At 42.2% G+C, this 14,000-nt stretch carries 9 protein-coding genes; all 9 read right to left on the bottom strand.

The window, feature by feature from the left end; all coding sequences use genetic code 11:
- Window positions 1-54: 54 nt before the first annotated feature.
- Complete coding sequence (locus tag BC351_RS16645) at window positions 55-1,716, bottom strand: response regulator transcription factor (protein ID WP_244209064.1); 1,662 nt, start codon at window positions 1,714-1,716, stop codon at window positions 55-57.
- Window positions 1,694-3,469, bottom strand: coding sequence for a sensor histidine kinase (locus tag BC351_RS16640; protein WP_079413870.1), 1,776 nt, complete (start codon window positions 3,467-3,469; stop codon window positions 1,694-1,696). Before BC351_RS16640 ends, BC351_RS16645 begins: the two co-directional genes overlap by 23 nt.
- Window positions 3,470-3,587: 118 nt before the next feature.
- Window positions 3,588-4,871 carry an FAD-dependent oxidoreductase gene (locus BC351_RS16635; RefSeq protein ID WP_208629745.1) on the bottom strand — a complete coding sequence of 428 codons (1,284 nt, stop codon included), beginning with the start codon at window positions 4,869-4,871 and terminating at the stop codon, window positions 3,588-3,590.
- 56 nt (window positions 4,872-4,927) lie between these two features.
- Window positions 4,928-5,707, bottom strand: coding sequence for a sugar phosphate isomerase/epimerase family protein (locus BC351_RS16630; protein WP_079413869.1), 780 nt, complete (start codon window positions 5,705-5,707; stop codon window positions 4,928-4,930).
- Between the two features lie 39 nt (window positions 5,708-5,746).
- Window positions 5,747-6,760 carry a Gfo/Idh/MocA family protein gene (locus BC351_RS16625; RefSeq protein WP_079413868.1) on the bottom strand — a complete coding sequence of 338 codons (1,014 nt, stop codon included), beginning with the start codon at window positions 6,758-6,760 and terminating at the stop codon, window positions 5,747-5,749.
- A 27-nt stretch (window positions 6,761-6,787) separates the two neighbouring features.
- Window positions 6,788-7,669 (bottom strand): carbohydrate ABC transporter permease, encoded by an 882-nt coding sequence (locus BC351_RS16620; RefSeq protein ID WP_079413867.1) that lies wholly within the window; start codon window positions 7,667-7,669, stop codon window positions 6,788-6,790.
- Window positions 7,670-7,687: 18 nt separating this feature from the next.
- A complete protein-coding gene (locus BC351_RS16615) occupies window positions 7,688-8,584 on the bottom strand; it encodes an ABC transporter permease (protein ID WP_079413866.1) in 897 nt (298 codons plus the stop codon).
- 35 nt (window positions 8,585-8,619) lie between these two features.
- Window positions 8,620-10,305 (bottom strand): extracellular solute-binding protein, encoded by a 1,686-nt coding sequence (locus BC351_RS16610; protein WP_079413865.1) that lies wholly within the window; start codon window positions 10,303-10,305, stop codon window positions 8,620-8,622.
- Window positions 10,306-10,526: 221 nt separating this feature from the next.
- Entirely contained in the window at window positions 10,527-13,715 is a 3,189-nt protein-coding gene (locus BC351_RS16605; protein WP_158082111.1) for an OmpL47-type beta-barrel domain-containing protein, read from the bottom strand.
- Between the last annotated feature and the right edge of the window lie 285 nt (window positions 13,716-14,000).

Below are 14,000 nucleotides of genomic sequence, written 5' to 3'. Positions count from 1 at the left end.
TGTGCCGATGCTCAATCGGCGCGCTGGCTTATTATGAACAACCAACTCAATAAATCAATTTACAGATTCGCGGTATTCCTGAGGGGTCATATTCATTGCTTTTTTGAAAAATCGATAAAAATGATGATCGGAAACAAAGCCTACATGCTTCGAAATTTCATGAATTTTATATTTTTTGTCTTGTAACATGGCTTTGGCTTTCATCATTCGAACTTCAGTAATTAAACTAGATAGCCCTTGGCCCGTAACCTGTTTATAAAGCCGAGAAAGGTAAGATGGATTCAAACCAACCGCCTCTCCGATACATGCCAACGATAGGTCCCCAGACACATTCTGTTTGATGTACCCTTCCACTTTCGTGATATATTCATTTCCTTTAACCCTCAGTTCATTTACTTGATGTTCAAAAAGAAATTCTGCTAAATTCGAAAAATAAGCAATGACCTCATCCCACGAATTATGTTCTAACTGATCAGGTTTATTGATGTCTACTTTATTGTGCATTTCATTTTGCAGGCCATGACGATTTAATTGAGAGAGAAACATGGAAAACAGCGAGTAATAGATTTCCATTTTCAAGCTGTCTGCATGTGAAGGGTAAACAGTTATTATGTTCATGAAGTCCAAATATAGCTCAAAGAATTCAATCTTACGACCGTTTTCCAAATAACTCTTCAAGAACTCAAGTTTTTTTAGATGAAGACGTACTTGCCCGTTGGATACGATCGTATTTAGTGGATCGTGATGATATAAGTCATTTTCAATCAACAACAGTTCTGTACTCATCCCAAAGCCTTGGCTAAATACGGATTTTAAAGCTTCAAATTTCTCAGCAGTGCCTCTCCAAGCAACAGGTTCACTGGCCGCAACAAAAGAGATAGGCAAATTAAGCAAATCTTTGCAAGTAGATTGAAGCAGTTCCAACATGCCATGAATAAACAGAATGGTACGTTTCCACGCTTCTTCGATATAGTTCTCACTTGAATTGCCTTGAACTTGTGGTTGGATCAACCAAACCAATTTACTTCGATCGTATACAATAGAAAACACGGACGATGATACGGACATGTACTCTTCAGCAATGTTTTGAATCGCATATAACAATCGCAACCGATCGGAAGGACTGATGTCCTGCTTCCAGTTATCGACTCGTCCGAGCACTAATAAAACGGAAGCATCGGCATCGAGTCTAATCTGCAAATCACTAAATTGCTTAAGCATGGTCTGTAACGAATAAGGATCCCCTTGCAGCAAATCCCAAAGAAATTCCTGCTGCAAAGAAGGCAGTGCCCTAAGAATATGTCTTTTGGCTTCCTGTATCAAATGATCGATTTCGACCTCTTTCTTCAAGCTTGCGATTGCCCTTTCAACAGTTTCCAGCAGTTTTTCATCCCCTTCGGTCTTGAGCACATAATCAACGCTGCCATTACGCATCGCTTCTTGAACATGTGCAAAATCATTATAACCGGTAAGAAAAATGACCTTGCAACGAGGCCACTGCAACATAATTTCCTTTTGTAATTCAAGTCCGCTTTTAAGTGGCATACGGATATCCGATAATACGATATCCATCTTTGTTTTGGTTAATCGCTCTACGGCCTCGAGTGACGAATATGCCCAATAAATCTCTAAATCCAAATGATTTGGTTCACTAAAAAGCTCCACTAGGCCGTTCACAATAACAGGTTCATCGTCAACTATCAATAATCGGTACATCATGTTCACCCTTTTTGATTGGAAATTTCATTTCAACCCGTAATCCGCCCATTTGTCCTCTTGAAACAGACAGACCGGAGTCAGATCCGAACCTCAATTGAAGTCGTGCATGAACGTTTTGCAAGCCGGTCGTTTCTCCAATGTTATAGGAAGACAGTAAACTCACGTGTATTTTTTCCAATGCTTCGTCACTGAGTCCTTCCCCATTATCTTCAATGCTGATACAAAGATTGCCGGCATGCTGCATTAGCTTAATTTCCACTTTACCGCCTTTCAATTTGTGTTCCAGACCATGGTTATACGCATTTTCAATAATCGGTTGCAGGATCAAGCGCGGAAGCTTTAAGTCCTTACAATCGTTAGATAGATCGTGCCATTTGGTTTCCATACGGTTGGAAAAACGAATCATTTGAATTTCAACATATGCGTTGGCAAGCTTTATTTCCAGCTCCAAAGATACTTCATCGGGAGCGTTACGCGTAATGAATTGAAAATAGTCGCCCAAATGTTTCGTAAACCGAATCACATTGTCAATATCATGGCTCTTTGCCATCCGATAGAGGACAAAATAACTATTGTATAGGAAATGCGGATTGATTTGCGACTGCAGCTGCTTTAACTCTGCACGTTGCGACCTGATTTTCTCTTCATATACCTCATGGATCATCATTTGAAGCCTGTTCACCATTTCATTAAACTGTTTATATAAATAATCGAATTCATCGTTATGTTTATGTTTTATCGTGATTCCAAGGTTTCCAGCTTCTACCTTTCGGAATGCAATCACCATGTTGCGCAAAGGTTGGTGGATTTGCCGATAAATCCAAGCTGAGAATAAAATTATAAATAAAACAGACGAAATGGATAAAGTCAAAAACCAATGGCGATAGGTATTCAATGGTCCAAGAATCTGAGATTCCGGTACATATACCATAAAAATCGTATTCAGCGATTGTGAACGTTCATAGGTTATTAAATAGTTTTTCCGCTCCATTTCAAGATAGCCTTGTCCAATACGTTCCTCTTGAAACGGCTTTCGCATCAGGAATTCTTTCAATTTGGGAACCATTCTCAAATCTTGATCATTTGCAATGAACCAGCTTTGACTTGGATCCATTAAAACAGCTCCACCTTGACTTGTATGGGAGGCTTGCAGAAGTGATTGCTTAATTTCATTTTCTGATAATTCCACCTCGCTAGCAAAAAACGGCATTTTATTTGGAGTAATAGGCTTGGGGTACAGCTCACTTATCAGCAAGCGGTTTTGCCAATATATGAACGGGTACGTGTGATTGTCGGGAAAATTCTCGAGTACTTGTAGTTCTTCTAAAGGCAATTCATCACCATAATAATTCGCGTGTATTGTCCTCTCTAGCAACGGAATATAAACTTTTACGTCTGCCACATAAAGGCTGGAGTTTTTCATGAGCAATAATTTATTTTGCAAACTAAGGATCGCTTTCACACGATCAAATTCATTCATCCCTGGTGCTATAGTACTCAAGTTTCTTAAATCCTCATCAAAAGAATACTCTCTATTTAATTTTATTAGACGGTTCATTTCCGACTCAAAAGAATTAAGATAGAAATGAACTCGTGACTTCATCGACATAGAGATCTCTTCTCTTACACTTGCCTCACCAGAAATGTTCATTACCAAGCTAAGTACGTAAATAGGTAAAATAATCAATAGAAATGCAATAATAATTTTCGGGAATATGGAAAATTGTCGAATGCGCCACTCGATTTTCATGGTTGCCCTCCCTTCGTCCCCGTCAAATCTATCGTGGCACGAAAAGAAACAACAGGTTCGGATTACACCCTGTTGTTTCTTTCATATGAATGGATACGTAGCGTTTGTCAGCTCATTTTCAGCTCACTTCAACTCCGAGTTTCGCTCCTTGTCGTGTCAATACTTCCTGTACTTTCCCTGCATCCAGTTCCCGCGGTCTCCTATTATCGCGTACGCACAATGCAGCTGCGGCTCCGGCCGCTTGTCCGATGGCTATTGCGATCGGTTGGACGCGGATAGCCGAATGTGCCTCGTGTGTGGCAGAGATCGGCCTTCCCCCAATCAACAAATTTTCTATTTTCTTGGGCAGGAGACAGCGGAACGGAATTTCATACCACTCACCGGGATTCAGCTCCTTGATGACAGTACCTTCCCCATTCGGATTGTGAATATCGACAGGATAAGCACCACGTGCGATAACATCGTCAAATTTGCAGCCCTGAAGAAGTTCTTCGGCCGTCAACATATATTCGCCAACAACTCTGCGTGATTCCCTTACGCCAATTTGAGGAGCTGTTGTTTGGAGATACGCATGTTCAAATCCTTCGATCGTTGTGGTCAAGAACCGGACAAATTCCTGAACCTGCCGGCGGCCCTCGGTTTCAGCCTCTGTAAGCTCCCAAGGATTCGTGGCATCCTTCAGAATGACACGGGTTGAGTTGAAATGGATAACACCGGTCTGATTGGCGTAAAACCACAACACATCTTCACGGGGACAATCGATTTCACCGCGAGCTTTGGCTTCGCGGTATCGCCGCGTGATTTCGCTTCTCTCCGGCATACGGCTAACATCGATGTTGGCCATGCGGAAGCTAAGTGTCATAGGCTGGCTCAAGCTGTCGACTTCTCGGCCTTTTTCTACTTGTGCACCGGCGAACGCCGCCAGATCAGCATCTCCCGTCGCGTCTACATAAATACGCGCCTTGAGGTCAACGAGGCCCGCCTTGTTTGCAACTGTGATGCTCTGGATGACTGACCCGCTCCCATCCATTCGAGCGTCACCAAGAAATGTATGATACAACAGCGTTACCCCGGCATCTAGACAAAGTCGTTCCGCTACCACCTTCAGCGCTTCCGGATCAAACGCAGTCTTCTGCATCGGATGTCCGTACTTTCCCATTCTTGTCATGCCATCAATCAGTTCTTGCAAAACACCGAAAATGATTTGCACTTGTTTGTTGTCTCCGGCCCAATAAGACATCCACGGGTTGACCATCATAGCCGTACCAGCTCCGCCGAGGAATCCGTACCGCTCAATCAGGAGCGTTTTCGCTCCTTCTCGTGCGGCAGCCACCGCCGCTGCAATTCCGCTCGGTCCGCCGCCTGCGACAATTACATCGTATTCATACATGGATCGAACCATCTTATTCACTTCCTTGGCGTTAATTTATGAGACTTCATTCCTTTAATCCGCAAGTTCTAAGCAATGCCTAGCGATTTCAAATAGTCGAAGCTCATTTTGACACTTTGAAGCGCTGGTCTCTTGCAAATATCCTGTTCGACGATGTAATACTTCACTCCCACCTCCGCAGCAACCGCGAAAATCGACGGATAATCGATCATTCCACGGCCAACTTCGGCAAACGATTGCTCTGCATCATTGGCCATATCCTTCACGTGAACAAGCGGACAGCGGCCTTTGTAGGACTGTAGGTACGTTTTCGGATCGAGACCGCCTTTTTGCACCCAGTATAAATCCAACTCAGCTTGCAACAGGTCAGCTTCGACAGCGTTATATAAGACATCCAGCTTATACTGGTCATCTACTTTGACAAATTCAAAATCGTGGTTGTGGTAACAATACTGCAGCCCATTTTGCTTGCAGCGTTCGCCAATGGCCCGCAGCTTCGCCGCAAAAGCGACGATCTCTTCCTTTGAATTCATCATTGCTAGCTTTGACCACGAGGAAATCAAGTAACGGCTTCCGATCGTCAGATTATATTCCATTTGCTTATCAAGCAGCGCAAATATCTCCTTCATCTCCATATCAAATTTCAGCCCTATGGTATGGCTAGAAGAAGCCGTTAAATCAAGGTCATCCAGTACCTTCTTCATTTCTTTGGCTGGAACGTCGCCATATCCGGCAAATTCCACCACTTTATAGCCCATCGCGGCAACTTCATGCAACGTTCCCAAAAAATCCTCCTTCGTTTCTTCACGTAATGTATACAGTTGCAGGCCTACTGAAATTTTAGTCATTTTCACACATCTCCCTAGCTAATCATTCAAAATGAATTATTATTCATATGGCACTGGCAGTTCCCGATCTACTGCTGCCGACTTGGCCGTCGTGTCTAGCACAGCGATAATACGTCGAGCCTCTTCGGGTTTCACAATCAGCTCCGCGCCGTTTAACAGGTGATCCGCAATGTTCTGGTAATAGTTATCCCATGTATCCTTCATAAGAGGAACTTTGCTCTCGATCTTGACACCGTTTAAATCCGTATATAGCTTCAAATAATTCTCGTTATGATTGCTTATGACCGCGCCTTTTGTGCCCAATATGCGTCGGTTCGCTTTGCCAGCGCGGGCGATGGAAGATACTTGCACGTTGGCGACCGCCCCGCCTTCAAACACAATAATGCTTTCCATATGATCTTCATTGGTCACATCATGCCATAGCCGTTTTTGTACAAAACCGCGAATCGACTTCACTTTTCCAGGCACAATACCCAGCAGCCAATCGATATAATGGGCGCCCCAATCGTAGAAAGCGCCTCCCGAGACTACTTTGTCGGATCGCCACCAATATCCAGGGTGTCCGTGACCACCGATGAACATTTCTACTGAAAATATCTCGCCGAGCAAATCTTTTTGGATCAAATCCTGCAAAGTCAGATACCATCCATCCCAACGACGATTATGATAAACGGATAGCATGACACCATGTTCTTTCGCTTTTCGCACAAGTGCTTCTGCATCTTCCGTATCAATGCACATCGGTTTTTCCAATATGCAGTGTTTACCGCTTTCCAGCACTTTCATTGCAAGTTCTGCATGTGTATGATGCGGTGTTATGATCGTAATAAGTTGGATATCCGGTTGTGCCAGCAGTTCCTCTATCGTTTGAAATGTTTGGATATTCGGAAAATCGATTTTTGCCTGACTCAGGCAAGCTTCGTCAATCTCACAAACAGCAGCAAACTCTAACCCTGCTTGATTCATCTGTTCGCCATGCAGTTGTCCCATATTAAACGCTTTACTGTATCCGACCACAGCTCCCCTGATGATCGATGTGTTAGTTATTGGCATCGTAATTCCTCCATATGACTACATTTTCTACTCTTTTACACTCCCTAAAATGATCCCTTTAACAAAAAATCTTTGCAAGAAAGGGTAAATCAAGAGAATCGGTAGAGCACCCAGAAATATTTGAGCTGCTTTGGCCGTTCGATCTGATACCGCCACCAAAGACGATACATCCTCATCCCGTACATTGGCGAGATTATTATCAATAATTATCGTTTGCAAATAGCTGGATAACGGATATTTCTCCGGTGAATTCATGAGAAGCAAACCATCAAACCATGAATTCCAATGATGCACAATCGTAAATAGAGCGATCGTGGCTAGAGCAGGCATAGAAAGCGGAACATAAATCTTCCATAAAGCACCCCAATGTCCTGAACCATCTATGAAAACAGCTTCTTCAAGTTCCTTAGGCAATCCGCGAAAAAAATTCAACAATAGAATGATATGGAAAACAGCGACACCACCTGGCAGAACCAAAGCCCAAATTGTATTAAGCAGCCCCGTAAATTTGATCGTCATGTACCAAGGAATCAATCCACCGCTGAACAAGATCGTGAAAACAAAATACCAAACGTAATAAGTTCGAAGTTTAAATACTTTGGGTTCTTTTGATAAAGGATAAGCCATTAAAACAGTTAGTATCATACTAACCGATGTTCCGATAATCACTCGTTCAATCGTCACTACAAAAGATCGAAGAAATTCCGGTTTACGCAAAATATATGTATACGATTGAATTGTGAAATCTACAGGCCAAAACTTAACAGAACCAGCTGAAGCTTCACTGGATGAACTGAACGAAATCGCAAGTACATGAATGAGTGGGAACAAACACAATACAGCCAGTAAACATAAAAAAGTATATGTAACTGCAAGAAACGCTTTCCGTCCTAAAGAAACGGTTTGCATAACAAATTACCTTCTTTCTTAGAAGATCCGGTAGTTGGCAAACCGCGAAGCCAACCAATAGGAAACCGAGATCAATATAAAAGAGACCGCAGATTTAAATAAACCAATTGCTGTCGCAGTCCCATAATGGGCATCAATCATCCCCATCCGATACACGAATGTGTCAATAATATCCCCGCTCTGATAGACTGCCGGACTATACAAGTTGAACACTTGATCAAATCCGGCATTCAATACATTTCCTAAACTTAACGTGGTTAATAAAATAATGATCGGACTAATTCCCGGCAATGTGATATGAAGCGTCTGCTTCCAACGATTCGCACCATCTATAAACGCCGCTTCATAAAGCGAAGGATTTATGCCGGCTAATGCTGCTAAATAGACGATGGTGCTGAATCCGAACTCCTTCCAAACATCAGAAATAACCATAATGAATGGAAACCATTTGATGCTTCCTAGAAAAAATATAGGATCAAATCCGAATTGTTTTAAAAATTGATTGACGATACCCGATGACGGGGAGAGAATATCGATCAAAATTCCACTGAGAATAATCCATGATAAAAAATGAGGCAAGTATATCAGCGTTTGAACGCCCTTTTTAATAAATCCCCTATTCACCTCATTCAATAAAAGTGCAACTGTAATTGGCACAATCAGTCCCGCAATAATTTTCATTACTGCAATAAAAACTGTGTTCCAAAGCACCTCAAAGAAATCTGGCAGGTTTAAAATATATGAGAAATTAGCAAAACCGATCCATTTTGAACCAAATAATCCGTTAGCTGAATTAAAATTTTGGAAAGCAATCACAATTCCGACCATCGGAAAATAACTGAAAATCAAAACTAATATCAAACCTGGAAAAAGCATTAGATGCAGTGGCAATTCACGAAGCATACGTGATGGCATAATCCCGATCCTTTCCTCTTGAATTCTATGCCATTCTATTTCTGAGTTTCCGCCCAAACGTTTACTTCGTTGGTTATGTCATCTCCGCCCAGTTTCTTCCATTGGGTAACGAAATTATCAAAATCGTCCACAGGTACGACTCCCATAATTATTTTAGTGAATTCCTCGAGCGTCATCTTATCAAGCGTAGAAGACTTTTCTTTCATAGTTGGCGTAGGTGCACCATAGAAAGCATTAACCATGAGTAGATTTTCTTTTTTGTAATTGTATTCTACTGCGTACGATGAATCCGTTGGTGCTTTTTGTCGCATAGTAGCCCAATTAATCAGATTTATTCCAGAATCACCACTCATGAAACCAAGAATTTTATCATAACCAGCCTTTTGTTCCGCGTTAAGCTTCTTTGGATCTTTCGTTTCTAATGCGTCTTTTAGAGCCAAATAGGTATCGGGAATATCTTTAAGAGCTGGCCATGTTTGAACAAGTGGATACTTGAATAGCTCTATTCCATCTTTTGCTACGGAGTACTTCTCTATATCTGCGGTTTTGCCCCATTCTTTTTCACAGAAGAGATTAAGTAATTTAATCGCTGCTTCTGGATGCTTCGAACCTTTCTTCACAACAAAATATTTAGAAACAGGAAATGCCACCGTAACTTTAGCAGGTTTATCATCTATGGACGGGATTGCGAATGCCTTCCACTCCATATTCGGGTCCTTAGTTTTTCCATCCACAAAAGGATAATAGGGAAACCAATCTGAACCAAACATAATGCCATATTTACCTGCAATAACAGATTCAACAGCTTTACCGCCATCTTTAACGGGAAACTCTTTGTCGATTTGCCCTGCTTTGTACAAGTCACGCAATTTTGCTAAAACGGGTTTTATTTCGGGTTGGATACTGCCAGATACCACTTTACCAGAAGCATCTTTAATCCAAGCTCCAGGATAGGCATGATAACCATTAAAGAAACCTCTCAGACTGCCCATGTCTTCAAATATTTGTTTATTTGCTGCAATTCCAAGTGTATCATTCTTACCATTCCCATCCGGATCTTTGGCAAAAAACGCTTCAGAAATCTTAAGTACGTCATCCATTGTTTTGGGTTCAGGTAGATTTAGTTTTTTCAGCCAATCCATACGAATCCACAAGACATCTCCCAAACTCCCAGCTGTATAGGGAAGTGCCAGCAGCTTACCCTTGAATGTTGCGGATTTAAGCGCTAGCCCGCCATCTTGATTAATAATTTCCTTTGTGAATGGAGCTGCATATTGCTCATACAGCCCAGTTAAATCTTCTAATTGACCGGATTCCTCCATTTGTTTCAACTGTGTCGTGTTGACGGCAGTAATATCCGCTATTTCACCTGAGGCAATCGAAAGGTTCAATTTCTGCTGATATTGTGCATCAGGAGCAGTCCAAGTATATTTTATTTTGATACCCAGAGTATTCAGAAATTCCTTCGTCCAAACGTTATTATCAAGATCTTCACCTGGATTATATTTCACCGAAGCGCCAACACTTCGAACCGCAGTCACCTCAATCGGTGGATCATACTTGCCGAATGGATCAACTTTTTTAATCGTTGTTGCTGACTCCGTTGGAGCCATTGATGTTTTACTTGGCTCTGTAGTACTGATTGTGCTGCAAGCAGACGCCAATAACGTGAAGCTTGCGCTGGATATCAGAACCAAAGATTTTGAATTTCTTTTCTTCATTTCATTACCCCCGATTGTTATTTATGCAAATCTCTTTGCATGTATTTATTATAAGAAATAGGGGATTTCGTTAGATACTTTCATCTCTTTACATCTACTATCATATATCTACTTCTGATGGCAAAATATTCACTTTAATCCTTAATTGATTAGAAAAACGGAGGAGGGCAGGAAATGCCTTCCTCCAGAAACACCCGAATTGCTATAGAGGATTACATATCTTAATAATTTCCTGACTGATTGTTATATCCCGATTGATCATGAGGCACTGTGACGGTTTTGGAAGTAATCCATTTGTTGCCTGCATTGTCGGCTATCGTATACGTAATCGTGTATATACGTCCCCCCGTTCCGCTACCTGATCTATCAGCGCGTAAATTAAATGATGTGGCAGCAGTACCGAAATTAGCCCCAATGTCGCCTTGACCGCTATCGGGTTCATTGCTCGTAATCGAGGTTAATTCCATAGACGCAACGCCTGATCCAGCATCACTCGAATTTAGTTGGGCATGAACGGTCACCATTTTATGATTCGGCGGCCAGAGAGACATCTTATCCAATTGAACGTTTAATATTGGCGCCGTTTTGTCAACCTTAAATTCGATGGTTTGGGTCTTTTCTACATTGCCTGCTTGATCCGTGCTGCGATAATTGACCTTATGAACCCCTTCACCGAAGGCAGGAATGGAACCCGCATAGGCAGTCCAAGCCCCGTCATTCACTTGGTATTCGGTTGACGCCACGCCGGATAAATTGTCATATACAGCTAAGCCTACCGTTACATCCGACGTATACCATCCGTTGCTGCCGTTTGGCGCAGCCGGACTTACTGATGTAATGCTTACGGGCACTGTCTTGTCGATCTTAACGGTTGCCGTGTGTTGGGCTTCAATATTACCTGCATTATCTATGCTCCAATAAATCAGAGTATGTTCTCCTTCATCAGTTATATTTACTGAATTTCCCTTCTGTTGAGCGACACTATCAACTTTATAGAAAGTTGCATCTACACCTGAACCACTGTCAGTTGATTTTAGGGTTATTGTTACGTCTTTATTCACCCAGTTCTTTGGTGCATCGTCTGTTGTCGTTGGTGCTGTTGTATCAACCTGAGTCACTTTTACTTTAGCTTCAGCATAAAGGGAACTCAGTAGATTCGTGGCACGAATTACCGCTTCTCCTTCTCCAGTCGCATTCACATGACCCTCAGTATCGACAGTCACAACTTGACTGTTTGAACTGCTCCAAATCAGCGTCTGCTCGGTTGCCTCAGCAGGAGTAAACACAGCCGTGAATGCATGCGTATCTCCTACCCTCAAGTTCAATGTAGCGGTATCCAGAGAAATTCCTGTCGGAAGGATGGACTCCAGCTTCATGACATCCGCCCGAAGTGGATGATTATGAGCAGGATTCGCGTCTTTGAGTAGGATAGAACTGCCTGTTCCCTTTGGAAACTCGTAGGTACCCAATACCTGCCAAGATCCTTGCAGCTTGGTTTGATCTATAACAACATGCGGCTGCTGTTCCTCTCCGTTGATATAGATCGTATACTCAGCCGCATTTGTGGTATTCACCGGAGTGGCGGGTGTTCCAGGAAGATACGCTGTTATTCGATAACGTCCAGGCTGGACGATAGTTGGCGTCCATTTGGCGGATGCGCCAGTCGGATTCGTAATAGCTCTCGATATGCCCCCGTCATAACTTTTGAGTACGGAGGATGCCACCCATTTATTTGTAGCCTCTCCACTAGTTCCGTTGACTTCCGTATAGCCTCCCTTGTTGTAACCATAATATAAGGTGATCGGATAGGTAATGGCCGCTGGTATCTCTTCGATATAGGGAGCCTCCAACCCACCCTTGACATAAAGCGGATTCTCATCCAATCGCAGCCGCACATAACCATTCGTCGGCGAATACGTTTGCGTATTCCCCATAATGTCCGTGACATTAAGGCTCCCATGAGTAAATAATTTGACTTCGGCTCCTGCAGGAGAATACATAACCCGAATATCTTCCATACCTTTTTGAAACTTATGAATATAAATTCCGGACGCTACATTCTCCGTGGTTTGGAAATTCGCTCCCGTTAATTCCCGGGTCATAGCTGCGTAAGCGACATATGCCGGCTTGGGTACATAGGCTCCTTTAACATCGCCGGGATTCCGAATCAATCCATATGTTCCCTCAAAATCTTTAGGATCGGTGGATTTATTCTGTAAATTATAGATATTGATTTTGTGGATGCCAGCCGCCAATGCCGTGACAATTCTTCTAGCCACATAGTTGGCTTGAACATGCTCGGTGTTATAGTTAGTAAATCCAGTCTCCGAAAGATTCATCGGGATGGTTTGATTGTTGTTATATTTTTTCATTATATTTCTGTGCCTGTTGATATCAGTAACGATATCCTCTGGATTTTTCGGGTACGCATGAAATGAATATTCACTCAAATAATTCAGTGCGCCTTTTTGATAAAGCGATTCTAAGAAGGAATCCGAACCTTGATCGCCGAACACGAATCCGGTAATTTTTACATTGGGATAATCCGGATGAATTTGTTCGTACGATGTTTTTAACAAATTGAAATAAAAATCCGCTTTCTCCGCCTCTGTAGTAAGTCCCTTCCCAAACGTTGGAATGTCTGGTTCGTTCCAAATTTCCACCTGACCGATCTGGGGATATCGGGCCAATACTTGCTTGCCATAATTAGCAAAAGCCATTCTTGCCTCTGGACTAGTTGGTGCATTACCCCCATCGTATAAATCATTATATAAAGCAAGAGTGATGTAGGGCATGAGAGCATTTGACTTCAAACCCGACATGAAATTATCAAGGAAGGGTTTATTTGTAAAGTTATAAACCCCCTTCGTCGTATCCTCGATGTACTCCCACCTCAAGGCATCCCTGACATACTTAACTCCCATTTTCTTAGCAATCGGGAGCAGCGCTGCCGGGTCTTGGGCAATTAGATCGGTTCGAGCGGCATGCGTTTGTACGGAAAAAGGCGAATCGACCACCTGATTCAGATCGAAATTCGATACGACGGCGAACGAGGTTTCTTGAGAGGCAATAACGCTCCCGTTCTGCTTCGCTGTAATAACCAATTTGAACCATCCTTTTTTACCGGGATTAACGGTTATTAGGACGGATCCACCGCTTACCGCTTGGCTTCCGGACTGTACGGTGTTATCCCAATAATCGGAATAAACCCAATTAACCGAGTCCCCATCCGTATAGATTTTGAAGCTCTTGGTGTCATTTTCATAGAAAATGTTGCCGATTGTGTTTTGCTCGATAGTAAGTGTTGCCGCATAAGCTATTTGCTTTCCTGAAATTAGAGTGAACCCGCTAGCTACCAACAGAGATAGAACAAGAAATGAAGAGCATAAACGACCAAGCTTTTGTTTCATAGCATGATTTCTCCCTTCAAATGCAAATAAAATATTTAAAATCATTCGAAGCATGTTCTATACTTGTGATTCCATCTCCCTTCCTAAATTAATTATCGTAAGCGGTTACACTTAAACTTTACTTAACTGGAAAATTATTGTATACGGTCTCTTTTAACTTGTTTAGGGACATTTTTAATTTCTTTCACTTCCTGCTTCTATTCTTAAACAGATGTGTACATACATGTTAAAAAATGATCTTGTACTTTATCTTCCATGACGGTGACATCTGGTTCATTCGTACTT

Origin of the sequence: Paenibacillus ferrarius (assembly GCF_002027705.1) — a bacterium.
GTDB lineage: Bacteria > Bacillota > Bacilli > Paenibacillales > NBRC-103111 > Paenibacillus_E > Paenibacillus_E ferrarius.
Note: the sequence above shows the minus strand (reverse complement) of the source record. Positions and strands in the feature narration are given on the sequence as shown.